The 20,315-nt window shown below is 68.7% G+C and carries 12 protein-coding genes; 6 read left to right on the top strand and 6 right to left on the bottom strand.

The features are described from left to right. Positions 1–195: 195 nt before the first annotated feature. The 5 genes from ROR02_RS07730 to ROR02_RS07710 form a co-directional block, all read right to left on the bottom strand. Positions 196–4,272, bottom strand: coding sequence for a DEAD/DEAH box helicase (locus ROR02_RS07730; protein WP_147163448.1), 4,077 nt, complete (start codon positions 4,270–4,272; stop codon positions 196–198). Between the two features lie 120 nt (positions 4,273–4,392). Then, positions 4,393–5,544 (bottom strand): sodium ion-translocating decarboxylase subunit beta, encoded by a 1,152-nt coding sequence (locus ROR02_RS07725; RefSeq protein ID WP_170245017.1) that lies wholly within the window; start codon positions 5,542–5,544, stop codon positions 4,393–4,395. A 13-nt stretch (positions 5,545–5,557) separates the two neighbouring features. Then, positions 5,558–5,953, bottom strand: coding sequence for a biotin/lipoyl-containing protein (locus tag ROR02_RS07720; protein ID WP_147163447.1), 396 nt, complete (start codon positions 5,951–5,953; stop codon positions 5,558–5,560). 18 nt (positions 5,954–5,971) lie between these two features. Then, entirely contained in the window at positions 5,972–6,355 is a 384-nt protein-coding gene (locus tag ROR02_RS07715) for an OadG family transporter subunit (RefSeq protein WP_218032779.1), read from the bottom strand. An 87-nt stretch (positions 6,356–6,442) separates the two neighbouring features. Further along, a complete protein-coding gene (locus ROR02_RS07710) occupies positions 6,443–7,996 on the bottom strand; it encodes an acyl-CoA carboxylase subunit beta (protein WP_147163446.1) in 1,554 nt (517 codons plus the stop codon). 347 nt (positions 7,997–8,343) lie between these two features. Here ROR02_RS07710 and ROR02_RS07705 point away from each other — a divergent pair, with 347 nt between their 5' ends. Beyond that, on the top strand, positions 8,344–9,714 hold the full coding sequence (locus ROR02_RS07705) for an MATE family efflux transporter (protein ID WP_147163445.1): 1,371 nt from the start codon (positions 8,344–8,346) through the stop codon (positions 9,712–9,714). Between the two features lie 96 nt (positions 9,715–9,810). On the opposite strand, the gene ROR02_RS17390 is transcribed toward ROR02_RS07705, so the two are convergent. After that, entirely contained in the window at positions 9,811–10,980 is a 1,170-nt protein-coding gene (locus ROR02_RS17390) for a CHAP domain-containing protein (protein WP_281291014.1), read from the bottom strand. Between the two features lie 353 nt (positions 10,981–11,333). Between ROR02_RS17390 and ROR02_RS07695 the strand changes: the two genes are divergently transcribed. The 5 genes from ROR02_RS07695 to ROR02_RS07675 all read left to right on the top strand — a co-directional run bounded on the left by ROR02_RS07695 (position 11,334) and on the right by ROR02_RS07675 (position 20,287). Further along, positions 11,334–11,921 (top strand): hypothetical protein, encoded by a 588-nt coding sequence (locus tag ROR02_RS07695; RefSeq protein WP_147163444.1) that lies wholly within the window; start codon positions 11,334–11,336, stop codon positions 11,919–11,921. A 638-nt stretch (positions 11,922–12,559) separates the two neighbouring features. After that, positions 12,560–15,295, top strand: coding sequence for a glycosyltransferase family 2 protein (locus tag ROR02_RS07690; RefSeq protein ID WP_147163443.1), 2,736 nt, complete (start codon positions 12,560–12,562; stop codon positions 15,293–15,295). A gap of 179 nt (positions 15,296–15,474) precedes the next feature. Further along, entirely contained in the window at positions 15,475–16,650 is a 1,176-nt protein-coding gene (locus tag ROR02_RS07685; protein ID WP_147163442.1) for an ATP phosphoribosyltransferase regulatory subunit, read from the top strand. Between the two features lie 33 nt (positions 16,651–16,683). Continuing rightward, a complete protein-coding gene (locus tag ROR02_RS07680; RefSeq protein WP_147163441.1) occupies positions 16,684–17,973 on the top strand; it encodes an adenylosuccinate synthase in 1,290 nt (429 codons plus the stop codon). A 286-nt stretch (positions 17,974–18,259) separates the two neighbouring features. Beyond that, the gene (locus ROR02_RS07675) at positions 18,260–20,287 is read left to right on the top strand and encodes a protein kinase family protein (protein WP_147163440.1); all 2,028 of its coding nucleotides are present in this window, start codon (positions 18,260–18,262) and stop codon (positions 20,285–20,287) included. Positions 20,288–20,315 lie beyond the last annotated feature (28 nt).

The following is a 20,315-nucleotide window of genomic DNA, read 5'->3' as shown; positions in this document are numbered from 1 at the left end:
TCATCAGTTCCAACCGTTGGTATTAGCCCTCATGAATGGAGGGGCCCGGGGAGGCTAGAGTTTGTCAGGGAAAAGTGGACACCGCTTTTCCCGAAAAGACAAACTCAAACAAAGGGATGCAGAGTCTGTCCATTTCCATCTGAAACTGACAGGCTCTGCCTCCCCGGTCTTTACCTTTTTCCAGGCCGATTGATGTTAAAGCCCGGCCTGGATCAACCCCAAAAGTTCCTCTTCCGACAAGGTGCCGGCGTGGTCGGCGTCTTCCAGCAAGGCGTCCGCGAGGTCGCGCTTGCGCTGGTGCAAGGCGAGGATGCCTTCCTCGATGCTGTTCTTGATCACCAGCCGGTAAATGGTGACGGGGCGCTGCTGCCCCAGGCGGTGGGCGCGGTCCGAGGCCTGATCCTCGACCGCCGGGTTCCACCACGGGTCCAGGTGGATCACGTAATCGGCTGCCGTCAGGTTCAGGCCCACGCCACCGGCCTTGAGGCTGATCAGGAACACGTCACCCTCTCCGGCCTGGAAGGCGGCCACCCGCCTGTCGCGCTCGCGCGAAGGGGTGGAGCCGTCCAGGCTGAGATAGGGAATGGCGGCGGCGTCGAGGGCGCTCTTGATCCGGTTCAGGTGGCCGACGAACTGGCTGAAGACCAGGGCGCGGTGCCGGCCCTCGCGCAGCTCGGCGATCAGGTCCAGGAAGGCCTCGCGCTTGGCCGAGGGCACGTCGGCCTCGGGCGCGACCAGGGCCGGATCGCAACAGGCCTGCCGCAAGCGGGTGATCTCGGCCAGGATGTGCACGCGGGTGCGCGCCTCCCCGGCCTGGTCCAGGCGTTCCAGGGCGGTGCGGCGCAGGGCCTCGTAGAAGGCGCGTTCGTCGGGCCCCGGTTCCACGACCAGCGTTTGCTCGGTGCGCGGCGGCAGTTCGGCCAGAACCGATGCCTTGGTCCGGCGCAGCAAGAAGGGCCGCACCAGGGCCCGCAAGGCCGCGCGTGCCGTGGGATCCGCCTGCGCCTGGGGCCCGGCGAAACGCTGGGTGAAGGCGCTCCGCCCGCCCAGCAGGCCCGGATTCAAGAACCGGAACAGGCTCCAGAGTTCATCCAGGCTGTTTTCGATCGGGGTGCCGGTCAGGGCAACCCGAAAGTCGGCCGTCAGCGCGAGGGCCGTTCGGGCGCGCTGGGTGTCCGGGTTCTTGATCGCCTGCGCTTCGTCGAGCACCAGCATCGCCCAGCGGATGGGGCGCAACCGCTCCTCCTCGCGCGGGAGCAGGCCATAGGAAACGATCAGCACCCGACCCGGTTCCAGGGCGTCCAGCACTTCGCCCCGGTCTTCGGCCTCGGCCAGGCGGGTGACGGCCAGCCCGGGCGCGAAACGGGCGATCTCGGCCGCCCAGTTGCCACACACCGAAACGGGGGCAACCACCAGCACGGGGCCGTGACGGGCCTTGTCCACCATCACCGCCAGGGTCTGGATGGTCTTGCCCAGGCCCATGTCGTCGGCCAGCAGGGCGCCGGCCCCCCAGCGCGCGAGCCGGGCCATCCAGGCGAAGCCGTCGCGCTGGTAGTCGCGCAGCTCGGCGGTGAAGCCGGCGGGCAGGGCGGGGGTCCAGTCGCGTGCGTTGTCCAGGCGCTCGACAAAGGCACGCCAGCCGGCATCCCCCTGCACCTGGCCGGCATCGTCGAGCAGATCGCGCACGATGGCTCCGGCCAGCGTGGGCAACCGCTCCAGATCGCCCAGCCGGTTCAGGTGGGCCAGGCGGGTGCGCAGGCTGTGTTCCAGGGCCAGGAACCGGCCTTCGCCCAGGGGGACGAACCCCCGGGGTGCGCTGCCCAGCCGGTCGAGCACGTCCTTGAGATCAAGAACCAGGCCTTCATCGACCTGCACGCTTCCCTCGACGGCGAACCAGTTGGTGCCGGAATGGATGCTCACCTGCACGGCGCGGCCCGAGACGGGGGGGAGCAGGCGGAGGGTTTCGCCCCGCGGCCATTCGAGGGCCGGCGGCTCGGGCAGGGCCTGGAGTGCGTGCAGGAGTTCCAGGGCGGAGCCCAGGTCATCAAGGATCCAGGCGGGGCCTTCCCCGTCCAGCATGGGGCAGGCGTCGCGCAAGGCCGCCGCCGCCCGGCTTTCGGCCTCCGGATCGCGGCGCACCCGCTGGCGGTTTTCCCCGCCGCCCACGACCAGGATCCGCGTGCCCACGCCGGGCGGCAAAAAGGGCCCCTCGGCGCCGGCCGGGCGCACCCCTTGCGTGATCCGCAGGCCCTCGTCCAGGGGCTCCAGGCGCAAGACGGACGCGGGCGAGCCGGGCGTGATCGGGGTGTCGTCCAGGTCCTCGGCCTCGATGCGCAAGGGGAAGGAAGGGGCTTCGAGCTGGGCGATCCTGATCAGGTGCTCGCGCCCCTCGGGGGGAACCTGCAAGCCGGTGGGGCCCAGCAGCGCGCCCAGGGCCACGCCCTGGGCGGTCAGTTCCACCACGTGCCAACGGGTTGGGCTTTCCCGATCCAGGAAGACGGCGGGGCTGTTCGCGCCGTGGGACACGGTCAGGCTGTACCCGGATTTGCAGGCCGCCAGGATCAACTCGACCCGGCCCGCCACCAACTCGACGGGATGGGTGGGGGCGTGGGCATCGAAAACCCGGGGATGGCCGATCAGGGCCGGCAAGGTGTCGTGGGGGGGAAACTCCCAGACCGGGGCGTAACTCCAGGCGTCGATCCGCTGGGAAAGAGTATCAAGGGCCTTGCGGTCGTGGCTGTCGAGATAATCAAGGCGTGGGTCCTCGCGCTGAAAGCGCTGGAGCGCCACCGGCCGCCCGGCGCTCCAGCCCCTGGCCTGGAGGACCTGTTCCACGGGCGCGATGTTGTGGTGCTCCATGTCGATCATCCACGCCAGTCGCCGGGCGCCCGGAGCGGCCGTGCTGGTCGGGGGCGCGGCGGCGGGGGCCAGCACGGCCTCCAGGTTGGCCAGGACCCGCTCCCAGGGGGCCTTGGTGGCGATCACGTCCATGAAGCGAAAGGGAAGGGCGGGGAGTGTTTTTTCCAGGAACGCCGTGTAGGGCCTGGACGCGGTGGCGTTCGGGGCCAGGGCCTCGGCCAGGATTCGCGCGGCCAGGGGGAAGCGTGTTCCCATCTCGGTGAAGCGGGCCTGAAACCCGTCTTCCCCGTGTTTCAGGTCGGCGGGATTGACGTGGGCGAGGGCCAGAGCGGTCAGGGCCACCGGCAGGGGACGCGCCTCCTTTCGCGGCGGCGGGAGGGCATGGAGCCGGTTCCGCGCCTCGGCGAGGTGATTCAAGGCGAGGTCGTGCAAGGCCCGCAGGGCCAGGGCATCGGGAGAGGGGTCCTTGTCCGGCAAGACCACCGCGAGGGCGTTCAAGGAGTCAGGGGTGGCGGCGGCCAGCAGCGCGCAGGCGTGGAGCACCCCGGCCAGTCCCGGCAAGCCTCCCTTGCGCTTGCGGGTGATCTTGCGGTGTTCCTTCAAGGCCGCGCCGAACAGGGCAACCGCCCGCGCGGGCTCTTCTCCCGCCAGCAAGGCCCGGGCGCCTTGGGGCGCGAGAACCAGGGACGGCGGGACGCCCGCGGGAACGGCCGCGAGCAGCGCGTCCAGCGCCGGCAGGTCGGCGTTGAGCAGCGCGAGGTCGGCCTGAAACGGCCAGCAGGCGGGGGCCAGGGCGGGATGGTCCCGCATCAGGGCGGCGAGACGATCGCGTTCACCCGGGTTTTGTCCCCACGCGGCCACCCGGGCGGCGCGGGCCGCGACCAGCCGGGGCCAAAAGAAGGAATCAAGGGTGGCAAGCCACGGTCCATCGACCTCCAGGTCGCCGAAGGCCTTCTCCAGATCCCAGGTTTCCGTGAGATGGCTGGCTTTGTAAAAGCTCGCCTGCCGCTCCAGGGTGTTTTCGTAGAAAGCCCGGTCATTCAGGTACACGGCCAGGCGCAGCGGCGGATTTGGTCGATCGGGCTGGAAGGGAAGGAGGGGACAGGCCTTTTCAACCAGGCTCTTGAACCGGCCGGGGCCGAGGCTGGCCAGCAGGTCACGGGTCATGACGTGGGCGAGCGTCGGGGAACAAAACCCCTTTTTCCCCAGGAGGCGCTTTTCGATCAGCGTGTTGCCCAGAGCCTGGAAGGCTTCGGCCGAAATCCCGGGCAAGGGCACGGCCCCCGCCTTGAGCACCCTTTCCATCGCCGTCCGCGGCAGCGGCCCCCCCAGCGCGGCCCGGATCCCCAGGAACAGGCGCTGGTCCGCGGGCAGGGCGGAGGGGGTAATGGAAGGGGAGGGGGAAGACAGCATGTCAGTCCTGGCATCATCAAAGGGAGGAAGACGCCAGGATTCCGTGCCAGGACGGACGGGACAATCAAAAATCAAGGGGGGGCGCCGGACGCGCCGACGTCCCCCCGGGTTCCCCGGTTTTCAGGATCCGAACCACGACAGGAAGTAGCCCGCGACCACGGCGGTGCCGATGACGCCGGCGACATTGGGGCCCATGGCGTGCATCAGAAGGTAGTTGTTGGGATCAGCGCGCTGGCCTTCCAGGTGGCTGACGCGCGCGGCCATGGGCACGGCCGACACCCCGGCCGAGCCGATCAGCGGGTTGATTTTTTCCTTCGAGACCAGGTTCATGAACTTGGCCATGAGCACGCCGGCGGCGGTGGAAAAGCCGAAGGCGATCACGCCCAACGCCAGGATTTTCAAGGTTTCCGGGGTCAGGAAACGCTCGCCGGTCATGGTGATGCCCACCGAGGTGCCCAGGAAAATGGTCACGATGTTGATGATCTCGTTTTGCGAGGCCTTGGTCAGGCGTTCGGTGACCAGGGATTCGCGCAGGAAATTGCCCAGCATCAGCATGCCGATCAGGGCCGAGGCGGCCGGCACCAGCAAGATCACCACGACCGTGACCATGAACGCGAAGATCAGCTTTTCCAGGCGCGAGACGGTCCGCAGCGACTTCATGCGGATGCGCCGTTCGGACTCGGTGGTGAGGGCGCGCATGATCGGCGGCTGGATCAGGGGCACCAGCGCCATGTAGCTGTAGGCGGCAACGGCGATCGGGCCCAGCAGATCGGGGGCCAGCTTGTTGGTGAGGAAAATCGAGGTCGGGCCGTCGGCCCCGCCGATGATGCCGATCGAGGCGGCCTCATGCGGAGAAAAGCCCAGGAAAATCGCGCCCATGAAGGTGGCGAACACGCCAAACTGGGCGGCCGCGCCCAGCACCAGGGTGCGGGGATTGGCGATGAGGGGGCCAAAGTCGGTGAGCGCGCCGACCCCCAGGAAGATCAGGGGCGGGAAGATCTCCAGTTCGACGCCCTTGGAGATGTAATAGTACAAACCGCCGCCGTGCCCATCGATGGGCTCGTTGAGCAGTCCCTCGGTGGGCAGGTTGGCAAGCAGGGCCCCGAACGCGATCGGGATCAGCAGCAACGGCTCGAACTGGCGGAAAACGGCCAGATACAGCAAAACCACCACCACAACCCACATCACCAGCATTTGCCAGGTGACGTCCGGGATGGCGGTCAGGCCCCAGATCTGGTCAAGCTTTTGCGCGATGGCGGCGGACATGTCCATGGGGCGGCCTTCCTCAGGCGAGGGTGAGAAGAATCTGTCCCTCGGTGACGGTGGCGCCCGGGGTCACGGAGATGGCGCCGACCGTTCCGCCACGCGGGGCGTTGATCGGCGTGTTCATCTTCATGGACTCCAGCACCATCAAGGTGTCGCCCTCGGTCACGGTCTGGCCCACGCTCACGGTGACGGTCACCACGGTGCCGGCCAGGGGACTGGGAATGTCGCCGTTTCCGGCGTGCACGGCGGGCGGGCTCGCGGCGGGCAGGGCCGAGGGCGTTGGATGGGAGGGCAGGGCGGTGGGCGTGGGAGCCGGCAGGCCCGGACCGGCAACGCCCGCCGAGCCAGGGGCGAGATCCTCGACGGTCACGTCATAGGCGGTGCCGTCCACGGTGATCCGCAGATGTCTGATCATGGGTTCCTCGGAAGGCTGTCAGAGAGTCCGGCCCCGGGTCGGGGGCAGCGACGTCGGCCCCCAGCCGGGGCGCAGACGGTGGGCGGAAAACTGCGTGAGCCGGCCGTGCATGCCCCAGACCGCGCCCGGATCCACCGGGGCACTGACCTGGAGAATGCGCCCGCGTCCCGCCGTGAGGTGAGCCACGGCCCCGGCGATCGCCGCCACGTGGGCCGGCGGGATTCCCGTGGGGATTCCGCCCGGGGCGGGGACCGGCGCCCGGGGGGCCGGTGCCGGCGCCGGCGGGCGGGCGGCGCGGTGGATGAAGATCTTGCCGATCAGGGCGCACATGCCCCACATCATGGCCAGGACCATCATCACCACGAAGAAGCCGGTCAAGATGAGCATTACGTCGTCAAGCATGCGTCGTGCTCCCGCAACCCCGGTTGTGGAGAACAAAAAATCCGGGAGCGCCAGGTCCGACGGGACCCGGCGCTCCGGGGGCCCTCTTTAGAGAGGAATATTGCCGTGCTTCTTGGGCGGGCGGGTTTCGCGCTTGGACAACAGGCCGCGCAAGGCGAGCGCCACGGCGGCCCGGGTCTGTCCGGGCAAGATGACGTCATCGACAAACAGCATGCCCGCCGACAGATAGGGCGAGGCGAACTCGGCCCGGTAGGCCTCGGCCAGCTCGTGGGCCCGGGCCCGGGGATCGGGGGCTTCCGTCAGTTCCTTGCGGTACAAGATGTTGACCGCGCCGTCCGCGCCCATGACCGCGATCTCGGCCGAGGGCCAGGCCAGAACCTTGTCGGCCCCCATGTCCTGGCTGCACATGGCGAGGTAGGCGCCGCCATAGGCCTTGCGCAAGATCACGGTGATCTTGGGCACGGTGGCCGAGGCGTAGGCGAACAGCATCTTGGCGCCGTGGCGGATAATGCCGCGCCGTTCCTCCATCACCCCGGGCAGGAAGCCCGGCACGTCGACCAAGGTCAGCAGCGGAATGTTGAAGGCGTTGCAAAAACGCACGAAGCGGGCTGCCTTGTCGGCCGCGTCGATGTCGATGGTGCCGGCCTTGACCAGGGGCTGGTTGGCGATCACCCCGGTGACGATGCCCCCGATCCGCCCGAAGCCGATCACCATGTTGGCGGCGAAGGCCGCCATCACTTCCAGGAAGTCGGCGTTGTCGACCAGGCGGGCAATGACCGCGCGCACGTCGAATGGCGCCTTGGGATCCTCGGGGACCAGGGCATCCAGGGCCGGATCGTCGGCCAGGTTCAAGGCGGCGCCGGGGGCGTGGGGCGGATCGCTCATGTTGTTCGAGGGCAGGAACGACAGCAGCCGGCGCACGATGGCGAGCGCTTCCTTGTCGTCCTCGGCCACGAAGTGAACATTGCCCGAGACGGCGGCGTTGACCTCGGCGCTGCCGATGTCGGCCATGGTCGTGGCCTGTCCGGTCACCGCCCGGATGACCTCGGGGCCGCAGATGAACATGCTGGCCTCGCGCCGGGTCATGATGATGAAGTCCATCAGGGCCGGCGAGTAGGCGGCGCCCCCGGCGCAGGGGCCCGCGATCACCGCGATCTGGGGCACCACGCCCGAGAGCAGCACATTGCGGTAGAAAACCTGCCCGTAGGCCGACAGCGAGCCCACGCCTTCCTGGATGCGCGCCCCGCCTGAATCGTTGATCCCGACCAGGGGCACGCCGGCTTTCACCGCGTGATCCATGATGTGGCAGATCTTGCGCGCGTGCGTGTCGCCCAGCGAGCCCCCCGCCACCGTGAAGTCCTGGCTGAAGCCGGCGACCGGCCGGTCATCGACATAGCCAACCCCGCAGACCACGGCATCGGCGGGCAGGATTTTTTTCTCCATGCCGAAGGCGCGGGTGGCATGGCGGGCGTGCAGGCCGGTTTCCTGGAAGGTCCCCGGCGCGAACAAGGTTTCCAGGCGTTCGCGCGCGCCAAGAACGCCTCGCGCGTGGCGCGCCTCCATCTTGTCGGCGCCCCCCCCTTGCAAGGCGGCCTCGCGGCGCTTCGTCAGTTCGTCAACCAGGGTTTTCGACAGTGCCATGGATCCAATCGCCTTCCCTGAGACTGCCGCGCCAGCGCACGACCGGGGCGCGGGTGGGGTTCGTGGGCCTGGGCCTCATGCCTTCCGCCCGCGTTGGAGCGGGGCCACAAGCCTGCGCGAAGGGTGACGGAGGCAGGCCAGGTTGGCAAGGAAAAATGGGAGGTTAGGGGGTTTGTTTGGATTAAAGTAAGGAGAGTGTTTCGAGTCGCATCGTTCCTGCCGGCCGGCGGGAACGCCAGGCGCCCGGGAAAGGAGAGGGGCTCCCCTGGCAAAAGGCGTGGGCCTGGGCGACGGCTCGGCCCATACTGCGCCCTCCTTGGCCAAGCGCCGCCCCACAAGGAGCCACGATGCCCGAAGCGCCCGTTTTCACCCTGCGCGCCCGCCTGACCGAAGGCCCGGTGGGGCAAACCTTGATCGGCCAGACCTGGCCCATGCTGGGGGGGCTTCTGGCCATGGTTCTGCTGGCCCTGGCCGATGCCTTTTTCGTGGGGCGACTGGGCACGCGGGAACTGGCGGCCATGAGCTTCACCTTTCCCGTGACCATGGTCGTGACCTCGGTGGCGGTGGGTCTGGGGGCGGGGGCGTCCAGCGTGGTCGCGCGCACGGTGGGGGGCGGGGAAAGCGCCCGGGTGCGCCGGCTGTGCACCGATGCCCTGCTGCTGGCGCTGGTGCTGGTGGGGCTCCTGATCGCGGTCGGGGTGGCGACCATCGATCCCTTGTTCTCGGCCCTGGGGGCGGGGCCCGATCTGCTGCCCTTGATCCGGCGCTACATGGAGATCTGGTACATCGCCATGGTGTTCCTGATCGTGCCCATGGTCGGCAATGGCCTGTTGCGGGCGATTGGCAGCGCGCGCACGGCCGGGGGGATCATGGTCCTGGCGGCGGTGATCAACGTGGTCCTGGATCCCTTGCTGATTTTTGGCCTGGGGGGCTTTCCCCGCCTGGAGATCGAAGGCGCGGCCTATGCCACCTTGATCAGCCGCTTCATGTCCCTGCTGGCCGCGCTGGGCATGCTGGGGGGGTATCACCGCATGCTGACCTGGCGCCCGCCCTCGCTTCGGGAACTGTGGATCAGTTGGCGGGCCATGCTGTGGATCGGCGTGCCGGCGGCCGCGACCCAGGCCATCGTGCCCCTGGCGCAAGGGCTGCTCACCCGCCTGATGGCCGGTCACGGGCCCGAGGCGGTGGCCGCCTGGGGGGTGTCGATCCGCATCGAGGCCCTGGCGGTGCTGGTGTTCATGGCCCTGGCCACGGCGATTGCCCCCTTCGCCGGTCAGAACGGGGCGGCGGGGCGCTACGACCGGGTGCACCGCGCCCTGGTGCTGGGGCGGCGGTTTTCGCTTGTGTGGGGCGTGGGCGCCTGGGCCGGCCTGGCGCTGGCCGGGGCCACGCTCGCGGGCGTGTTCAACGACCATCCGGCCGTGATTGACCAGGTGAGCGGGTATTTCCGGATCGTGCCCCTGGGCTATGGCTTCCTGGGATTGGCCACCGTGGTGGCTTCCACCTTCAACGGCCTGGGATTGCCGATGGCGGCGACCGCGCTGTCCTTGGCGCGGGTGTTCGGGCTGATCGTGCCCCTGGCCTGGATGGGCGACGGGCTGGCCGGGGTCGAGGGCGTGTTCGCGGGCGTGGCGCTCGCCAACGTGGGCGCGGGCCTGCTGGCCTGGCCCTGGGCCCGGCGCCAGTGCCAGGTCCAGCGCCGGCGCAAACGCGCATAAGGTAAGGCGCTGGGACGCGATGCACCGTCGCGTCCCACGAAAAACGCCTTCCCCGGGGGGAAGGCGCTGGAAAAAGTCGGAGCGGGGCGGGCCGGATCAGCCGTCGCGCGAGCCGTTCACGCGGTCGGGATAGACGAACCCATACGTAGGATAGGCCGTCGAGCCCAGATCGTTGATGGGGGTGTACCACACGCGGGTCATCGACCAGTCATTGCGGGGCGAGACATCGCGCACGATCACGCCCACGTCGATCTTGCCCTTGTAGCCGCCCGAGCCCCAGTTGGCATGATCCACGCGGATGGTGCGCCGGTCGAGGATGGCGCGCACCAGGGCCACGTGGCCCCGGTCGAGATCGCGCGAGCGCTTGAACACCAGGACCGAGCCCGGGCGCGGGGCGGATCCCCGGTGATACTGTCCGGCGGCATTGTCCCACCAGCGCCAGCCGTCGCCGGTCAGGTGGACGGCGGAAGCATGTTGGACGAAGGGGACGCAGCTCCAGTACGAGCGGCGCGACAGCAGGGGGTCGTAGGCCGGGGCCACCGCGATGGCGGGCGTGTACGCCGGCCGGGTGGACAGGCCCATGGGGAAGGCGGGCTTGGATCCGTCGGGCGGGCGCGGCGCGTCAAACGGGCGCGCGGTCATCGCGGCGACGAAGGCCGGCTTGGGGTGGGGCGTGGGCAGGGGCGCGCCGGTGGTGGTCAGGCGTGCCGACAGGGCCACCGGGGTGGCCGCTCCGGCCTTGCTGGCGGGCTTGACCGGCGGAACGATGACGGTCCCCATGGCCACCAGGGGGCCGGACGCCAGCGCCCGAATGGCGCCGGTCGGCTTGCTGGTGGGAATCGGCACGCCGGCGGCGACGTGGGCCACGGGAGGCGTGGGGGCTGGCGCCCGTCCGGCCACGGCGCCCGGTCGCGGGGCATGCCCTGAAATGAGTGCCGCCGCCTTTGGGGGGGCGGCGGGGGCGGTTTTGGCGGGGTGGGCGCTGATCGCCCCGGCGTGGGCCTCGGCCGATCGGGTGCCGGGCTTGGTGGCCGGACGGGGGGCGGAGGTGGACGCGTGGGTCAACGCTCCCGGCGCGGGCGCGTTGGCTTTCACTCCCGGAGCGGGGGGCACGGGGGTTTTTTGGTGCGGAGCGGCGTTCTTGCCGGCGACGGGCCCGGAGGCATGACGGTCGGGGGTGGCGGCCCCGGCCGGGGACACCGTGGTGCTCATCACCAGGGTGCCCATCAGGACAGCGGCGAGATTTCGTTGGAAATCCTGGAGCATGGAGCCTCTTTCAAATCTGTCACTCGCACGTCGGCCCGCAGGCCACCGTTGCCGCAAACGTGCCATGTCATCGGGGGGGGAGCAACCGTAAAATCCCATGCTTTGAATGGTGCTTTGAAAACGCATCGTTTTTTGATAAGATTGGTGGATCCGGGAAGGGGGCCCGCGTCTGGTTGGCGCGGGCCTCTTTAATCGGCGGGCTTCGTGGACCGGAACCGGCAGATTCGCTCGCCAGGCCCTTGGCGCCGGTCCCCTTGTCCGGGTGTTTCCGCCGTTCTCGCGGGGGGATCCCGGCGCGGACGTTTTTGATTTTCTTGTGAATTTCCACTCCGTTCAGCAAGGTCCGTTCGCAGATGCTCCCCATTAGCCGTTCTGTTCTCCGTCCTCTTCTGCCGGGTGCCGCGCTGATGGCGCTGGTGCTCGCCGGGAGCGGGCTTCCGACCCCGGCCGTGGCCGAGGAAGGCAAGGCGCCGGCCGCCTCGGCCCCCGCCCAGCCGGCTCCGGCCCAGGCGACTCCGGCTTCGCAGCCGCCGGCCGCCAGCGCGCCTGCATCGGCCTCGACCGACTCGGCGCCCGCCACCAAGGCCCGCCCGCCGCTGCCGCCGCGTTCCAAGGCGCGTCCGGCCGACAAGGCGCTGAGCGCGGAATGCGTGTGGACCGGCGAGCGGGTCGTTTCCCTGCTCGCGCGCGACGACGCCGACATGGCGGAACGATTCGTTGCCTTCTACGACCGCTTCGGCTGTCCCATGTACCGCCTGGGCGAGGCGTTCTCGTGCGTGGCGCGCTCGCCCGTGGCCCAGACCACCGCCCGCGCCGCCGAGGGGGCTTCCCTGGCCGACGTCGCGGCGGCTTGCTGGGTTGATCCGGCGCAGGAGTTCCCGGCCCCGGCCGCCGAGGCCCCGCCCGCCGAGGGATCGGCACCCGCTCCGCAGCCCCAGTAACGGGTCCGCCCGCCTTTTCCCCGGTCCGTTCCGGCCGGGGAGGGGCGGCGCCTTGACGGCTCCGGAACGCCCGGGCCCGCCGGTTTTCACGGCCCTGGCGCCCTGTTCCCGCCGGGAAACGAAGGGGTGGAGGTGGTTTGAGTCGCGCGTCCGTCGGCGTCGCGCCGTTCCTGCCGTTCGTTCTTCCCGAACGACAGGTCGGGGGCAGGGAGCGAGTCGCCCCTTCGGGGACGGACCGGCAGGCCCCTGGCGTCTTCTCCCGACCGCCCGGGAAGGCTTGGCCGGGACGCTCTGGAATGCCGGCGTTTTCCGGAAGGACCCTGTTTTCCGGAATGACCCTATCGCAGGGCCATGGCGGCGGGTCGCGATGACCCGGCGGTGCTGCCCCCGCGCGGGCCCGATCCCCCCCCTAGGGGAGCCGGCAGCGGCTTCGGCATGGGGGAATCGCTCGGACTCAGTATCGCATGCCGGGCTGCTTTATTTAAGTATTTTTCCAAAAAAGAATGGGGAACCGTTCAAGGTCCGCCGGGGTGGGACTGGCGCACGAGCGGGAATTGGCGTTTTGTTAAGTCTGTTTCGATAGACGACGAACGATGATCGCGCCGGCCGGACCGGCGTGCTGGGGAGCCGTAACGGCCATGACGCGTTTTTACAAACCCACTCTCAAGGTCCTCCTGGCGGTCCTGCTGGCCTCGGCGCTCCACGCCTCGGGCTGGCTCGCGGTGCGCCAGGCGGTGACCCCGGCCGACGTGGTCGGCCTTGTGCGCTCGGTGTCGTACACGCCGTATCGCAACGACCCCAAGACCGAAAGCGACGACGACGCCACGGTCGAGCGCATGCACGACGACCTGGCCTTGCTATCAAGCGTCTCGCGCCAGATCCGCACCTATTCCGCCATCGGCAAGGCCGAGGCCCTGTTGCCCGAGGTCGCCGCGAGCGAGGGCTTGCAGGTGACCGTGGGGGCCTGGGTTTCGGCCGACCAGGACCTGAACGTGCGCGAAATGGATGCCGCCGTCGAGGCGGTGAAGGCGTCGCGGGCGGTCAAGGCGGTGATCGTTGGCAACGAAAGCATTCTGCGCAACGAATTCACGGTCGACGAGCTGATCGGCCACATTCGCGACATCAAGCGGCGCACCCGGGGCATGGTGGATGTTTCCACCGGTGAAACCTGGGACATCTGGCTGGCCCATCCCGAGCTGGCCAGCGCCGTGGATTTCATCGCCGCCCACATCCTGCCCTACTGGGAGGGGATCCCGGCCGATTACGCGGTGGAATACGCCTTCAAGCGCTACGACGAACTCCGCGCGGCCTTCCCGGGCAAGCGGGTGGTGATCGCCGAATTCGGGTGGCCGTCGCGCGGCTACAACGACCGCGCCGCCGAGCCCGACCCGGTGACCCAGGCCAAGGTGCTGCGCGACTTCATCAACGAGGCCGAGCGCCTGGGCGTGTCCTACAACATCGTGGAAGCCTTTGATCAGCCCTGGAAAACCAACGAAGGCTCGGTGGGGCCGTACTGGGGGCTGTTCAAGGCCGATCGCACGCCGAAATTCCCGCTCCAGGGCCTGGTCGAGGAGAACTACCGCCCGGCGGCGATCGCGGCCCTGATCGCGGGCGCTTTGTTGTCGCTCCTGGGCCTGCGCCGGGGACGGGCCCGCTTTCGCGAGGCCTTCATCTTCTCGCTGGTGGCCAACGCCATGGGTGTTGCCGCCGGCCTGGCCCTGGTTTTCCCGCTCGATACCTACCTGAACCTGGGCGCGGCCTTTGGCTGGGCCACCGGCCTGATCTTGATGCTGATCCTGGCCGTGGTGGTGCTGACCAAGGTGGCCGAGATGGCCGAGGTGGCCCTGGGCCACCGTCCCATGCGCCTGTTGAATCCGCTGGCCGACGGCGGGGTGGGCGGCGAGGGCGGCCATCATCCGCGCCAGGGCAGCCGGCCCCTGATGGCAACCCAGGGGCCCCTGGTCAGCGACGCCATCCCCGAGCGCCTGGCCAGCCAGGATTATCCCAAGGTTTCGGTGCACATCCCGGCCTATCGGGAAGAGCCCGACATGCTGATCGAAACCCTGAACGGGATCGCGGCCCTTGATTACCCGAATTTCGAAGTCCTGGTGATCATCAACAACACGCCCGAGCCTTACTACTGGGAAACGGTCAAGGCGCGCTGCGAGGAACTGGGACCCCACTTCAAGTTCGTGTTCCTGCCCAAGGTCGCGGGCTTCAAGGCCGGCGCCTTGAACCAGGCGCTGCCCTTCATGGCCGAGGACGCCGAAATCATTGCCCTGATCGACGCGGACTACCTGGTCGATCCGGAATGGCTCAAGGACCTGGTGCCGACCTTCGCCGATCCCAAGGTGGCCATCGTCCAGGCCCCCCAGGACCACCGCGACGGTGACGAAAGCGCCTTCAAGGCCTTCTTGAACGACGAGTACGCCGGGTTCTTCGATATCGGCATGGTCCAGCGCAACGAGGACAACGCCATCATCACCCACGGGACCATGCTCCTGATCCGGCGCTCGGCGTTCGAGGCGGTGGGCGGCTGGGCCACGGACACCATCGTCGAGGATACCGAACTGGGCCTGCGCCTGCTGGAAGCCGGCTACAGCGCCCATTACACCAACCGCCGCTATGGCTGGGGCGTGCTGCCCGACGACTTCAAGGCCTACAAGACCCAGCGCAACCGCTGGGCCTATGGCGCGGTGCAGATCATTCGCAAGCACTGGCGCGCCATGCTGCCCGGCGCTCCCGGCCTGACCCCGGCCCAGAAGATGCGCTTCGTGACCGGCTGGGCGGTGTGGCTGTCGGATGCCCTGGGCGTGGCGGTGGCGATTTTCAGCCTGCTGTGGGTCCCCGTGATCTTGTTCATCGGCGCCCACCTGCCGATCACCGCCTTGATGGCGCCGGCGATCGCCGCCGTGGTCATCCACGTGGCGCACGCGGTGCTTTTGTACCGGCTGCGGGTGAAGATCTCGCCGGTGCGTTCCCTGCGCGCCGCGATCGCGGCCATGAGCTTGCAGTTCACCGTGGCCAGTGCCGTGCTCAAGGCCCTGATCGGCGACAACCTGCCCTTCCAGCGCACCGACAAGGGGGGCGCGGCCAAGCGTCAGGCCAAGGGGCGCTGGATCAACCGTTCCGAAACCCTGCTCGGGCTGGCGCTGGTGATTTCGTCGCTGGTGCTGTGGTTCACCAACTACAACCAGGTCGATGAAGTCTTCGTGTACGCCATCGCGCTGGCGGTCATGAGCCTGCCCTACCTGGCCGCCCCGTTCATGGGCTGGCTGGAACGCTCGGCGCGGCGGCGCGCCGAGAAGGCGGCCAAGGAAAGCGATCCCCCGGGGCCCGGGGGCGACGCGACTCCCGCCCGGGAATCCCCGTGATCCCCAGGCCGCGCCGGCTGGTTTCCCTCCGGCGCGGCCTGGGCGGTTCCCCACGGCCGGGCCGGACGGGTTTGTGTTTGCGCCGGCCCTTGGTTCCGCGCTAAGGAAGGTCATCCGCTCGCCGCCAGGGCCCCCGTCGTGCGCCCTTGCCCTTATTCCCTCCCCCCAACAGTCGTGCCATGACCGCTTCTTTTCCGACCGCCGCCCAAGCCCTGCTTCCTAATGGCCTGCGCGATCTCCTGCCCCCGGACGCGGAGCAAGAAGCGTTTGTCGCGTCGCGCCTGGTGGCCACCTTCGTGGCCAATGGCTACCATCGCGTCAAACCCCCGCTGATCGAGTTCGAGGAAAGCCTTCTCTCGGGCGCGGGGCGCACCGCCGCCGCCCAGACCTTTCGGGTGATGGATCCCATTACCCAGCGCATGATGGGCCTGCGGTCCGACATGACCACGCAGGTGGCGCGCATCGCCGCCAGCCGGCTTGCGCGCGCCCCCCGGCCCCTGCGCCTGGCCTACAGCGGGTCGGTGTTGCGGGTGCGCGGCTCGCAGCTGCGTCCCGAGCGCCAGTTCACCCAGGCCGGCCTGGAGCTGATCGGCGCCGCCGGGGAAGACGCGGTGGCCGAGGTCCTGCTTCTGGCGGTCGAGGCCCTGGAACAAGCCGGGGTTGAACGGGTGTGCATCGACCTCACCTGTCCGCCGCTGGTCCCCGCCTTGTGCGCGGCCCTGGGACTCGACGAGGCGCGTGCGCAAGCCGTGCGCGATGTGCTGGAACAAAAGGACCTGGTGGCGGTCGGTGACCTGGTGGGGGCCGAGGCGGCCGCCGTGCTGCGCGCCTTGCTGGAAACGGTGGGCCCGGCCGAGCGCGGCGTGGAAGCCCTGGTCGCCCTGGACCTGCCCGAACCGGCGGTGGCGATGCGCGATTCGCTGGTGGCGCTGGCCCGGCGGGTGGCCGGGGCCGTGCCCCATCACGATCTGACCCTTGACCCCCTGGAACATCACGGGTTCGAATACCACACCGGCACGGCTTTTTGCCTGTTCGGGCGTGGCGCCCGGGGCGAGCTGGGGCGCGGGGGCGCCTATGAAACGGGACCCGACGGCGCGGTGGAGCCCAGCGCCGGGGCCACGTTGTACCTGGACGCGGTTCTGGACGTGGCGACGTGCCCGCCTCCCCGTCGCCTGGTGCTGATTTCCCCGACCCTGCCGGCGGCGCGTCGGCGCGCCTTGCAGGCCGAGGGCTGGGCAACCGTGCCGGCCCTGGGGGCGGCGGTGGATCAGGCGGAAGCCTTGCGTTTGGGTTGCTCCCATATCCTGGACGAGAACGGCCAGCCCCGGGCGCTGGCCCCGGCCGACCAGGGGTGAGCGGACCTTTTTCACGATACAGGATCGGATGCGATGACAAATGTGGCCGTGATCGGCTCCCAGTGGGGGGACGAGGGCAAGGGCAAGGTGGTGGACTGGCTTTCGGAGCGCGCCGACGTGGTCGTGCGCTTCCAGGGCGGTCATAACGCGGGCCACACCCTGGTGATCGATGGCGTTACCTACAAGCTCAGCTTGCTGCCCTCGGGCGTGGTGCGGGGCAAGCCGTCGATCATCGGCAACGGGGTGGTGATCGATCCCTGGGCCCTGTTCGACGAGATCGAGCGCATCAAGGCCCTGGGCGTGACCATCACCCCCGAGGTGTTGCGCATCGCCGAGAATGCCGTGCTGATCTTGCCCTTGCACGGCAACCTGGACCGCGCGCGCGAGGCGGCGGCCGGAGACGCGCGCATCGGCACCACCGGGCGCGGCATTGGCCCGGCCTACGAGGACAAGGTGGCGCGGCGCGCGATCCGCGTGTGCGACCTGGCCGATCCCGATATCCTGCGTTTCAAGGTCGATCGCCTGCTGACCCACCACAACGCGCTGCTGCGTGGCCTGGGCGAACCCGAGCTGGAGGCGGAAAGCCTGATGACGGCGCTTCTGGAGATGGCGCCGCGTCTGTTGCCCTTTGCCTCGCCGGTGTGGCGCGATCTGGACGCCGCGCGGCGCGCCGGGCGCAAGATTCTGTTCGAAGGCGCGCAAGGCGCCCTGCTCGATGTCGATCACGGCACCTATCCCTTTGTCACGTCGTCGAACACGGTGGCCGCCAGTGCCGCGAGCGGCTCGGGCGTGGGGCCGTGCGCGGTGGGCTACGTGCTGGGCATCACCAAGGCCTACACCACCCGCGTGGGCGCGGGACCGTTCCCCACCGAACTGCACGACGACATCGGTCGCCGGCTGGGCGAGCGCGGCCACGAGTTTGGCACCGTGACCGGGCGCCCGCGGCGCTGCGGCTGGTTCGACGCCGTGCTGGTGCGCCAGACCGTGCAGGTGTGCGGGATCCGGGGCATCGCCCTGACCAAGCTCGACGTTCTGGACGGCCTGGAAACCTTGAAGGTGTGCGTGGGCTACCGGCTGAACGGCACCACCATTGACTACCTGCCCGCGTCGATGAAGGCGCAGCAGGCGGTGGAGCCGATCTACGAAACCCTGGAAGGCTGGCAGGAAAGCACCCATGGGGCGCGTTCGTGGGCCGATCTGCCGGCCACGGCGGTGAAGTATATCCGCCGGGTCGAGGAACTGATCGGCGCGCCGGTGGCGCTGCTGTCGACCAGCCCGGAACGCGAGGACACCATCCTGGTTCAAGATCCTTTCCTGGGCTGACCCGCGCGAACAAGGTAAAAAGGGGTGGTCCTTTCGGGGAAGGGACCACGACGGAACACCCGCCACGGGCGCCGTGATCCAGGGGGGACCCGGCGTCTGGAGCCCGCCCGCTTCGGATGGAAGCGGACAGACTCCGCATCGCTTTGTTTGAGTTTGTCTTTTCGGGAAAAGTGCGCTCCACTTTTCCCGGACGAACTCCAGGAGGGGGGACCCGCGCGGGGGGAATGGTTTTTCCTTCGCGCGGTCCGTGCCCCCGCCCGCGCATGAACCCACCCGGGGGAAGACAATGGCCCAGGATTCCAAGGCAGCGTCCGGCACGAAGTCAGGTCCGGTGCTGTTGCGCGATCGCTACGAAATCGATCCCACCAAGCCGTTGCCCTCCCTGGACATGCCCAACGCGCACGCCTTTGCGTGCATCGACCGGCGCAATGCCCAGCGTCCCGTTTATGCGTTGATGTGCGACGGTCCCCTGCCGCCGCGCGTCACCTTGATGCGAACCTTGCGCGGGGTGAGCGCCACGGGGCTTTTGCAACTGGCCGAGTGGGGCGCGGTGGACTGGCCCCTGGTCGACGGGCGTTGCCTGGCCGTGATCTACGACCGGCCGCTGGGCGGGCGCGTGATGCGCGAAATGGACGATGTGTTCCAGCCCGTGCCCGATCAGCATTTCGTCAAGCTGGTGCTCAAGCCCCTGGTCGCGGCCCTGGGCGAGCTGCGCATTCACTCGGTGGTGCACCGGGCCATCCGGCCCACCAATCTGTACTGGCTGGACCGCGAGCAGACGCGAATCGCCCTGGGCGACTGCGTGACCGCGCCGCCCGCCTATTTCCAGCCCGCCTTGTGCGAACCCATTGAAAGCGGCATGGCCAACCCGGAAGGCCGGGGGGCCGGGTATTATCCGGCCGACATGTATGCCCTGGGGGCCACGCTGGTGGTGCTGTCGGTGGGGCACAACCCCCTCGCCGATATTTCCGACGCCGACGTGGTGACCAACAAGATTTCCAACGGCTCCTATGCCACCGTGGTCGGCGAGGAGCGGGTGCCCCTGGGCGTGATCGAGCTGGCGCGCGGGCTGCTGGTGGACGATCCCAGCCAGCGCTGGACCCTGGAGGCCATCGACCTGTGGCTGAACGGCCGGCGGACCATGCCCTTGCAGACCAAGCAGGACAAACGTTCGCAGCGGCCGTTTTCCTTCCGGGGCGACGAGTATTTCACCCGTCGCACCCTGGCCCACGCCCTGGCGCGGGACTGGGAACAAGGCGCCGTGCCGATCATGGAAGGCAAGGTGGAAACCTGGCTGCGGCGCGGCCTGGAGATGGGGGAAATCGCCGAAAGCGTTTCCAACGTGGTGCGGGCGTCGAATGCCTCGGCCAAGGACACGGGGCCGGTGCGCGACCTGGCGATCGCGGCGGTGCTGACCTTGATGGATCCGGTGGCCCCCGTGCGCTGCAACACCATCCGCATGCACATGGAGGCCCTGGGCACGGCGATGGCGTGCGTGGTGGCGATGCACGGGGACGTGCGCCCCTACGTTGAACTGATCATGCGCGACTTCGCCAAGACCTGGATCGCCGCCCAGGAGGATTTCTCGCTGGATTACGGCCGGTTCGACGGCGAATTTCGGGATTTGCGCAGTTATCTGGTGCAAACGGCCAAGGGCGGCGGGGTCGAGCGCTGCTTGTACGAACTGAACGAAAGCCTTGCCTGTCGCAGCCCGCTGGTGCGCAACCAGTGCGTCTTGGAAATCCGCGACCTGCTGCCGGCCCTGGAACGGGCGGCGGCGACGGCCGACCGCAAGCAATGGCCGGCGGATCGCCATGTGACGGCCTTCATCGCCTCGCGTTACCCCCGCGATACCATGGCGCAGATCCATGCCTTGAATGACCTGGATCCGCGCAAGGCGGCGCTGGGCCTGCTGAGCCTGTTCGCGGTCTTGCAATGGAAGCTGGGGCCCGAATCCGTGCCGGCCCTGGCGGAATGGCTGGGCAGCCTGATGACCCCGGTGATCGAAAGCTATCACAGCCGTGAGCGGCGCCGCCGCCTGGAAAAGGACTTGCCCAAGGTGGTGCGCAAGGGCAATCTTCCCGAACTTTATCACCTGTTGGACGATGCCGAGGAGCGCCAGGAGGATTTCGACGGCTTTTCGGTGGCCCGTCAGAAATACGCGCAGGCCGCGCAGCAGGTGGCTGCCCTGGAAAGCGGAAATTACCGCGTAAGCGAGAAATCGGAAAAACTGGGGCAGCAGACGGCCGCCTCGGTGGCGGTGGCCATCGCCTTATTGAGCACGGCTTTTGTGACCGTGATTCATCTGATGTGACGCGCAGGCCGGCGGGTGTCGCCGCAGC

The sequence above is a fragment of the Pararhodospirillum oryzae genome, from assembly GCF_007992075.1.
GTDB classification, from domain to species: domain Bacteria; phylum Pseudomonadota; class Alphaproteobacteria; order Rhodospirillales; family Rhodospirillaceae; genus Pararhodospirillum; species Pararhodospirillum oryzae.
The sequence above is the reverse complement of the archived record's forward strand: the minus strand, read 5'-3'. Positions and strand labels throughout refer to the sequence as shown.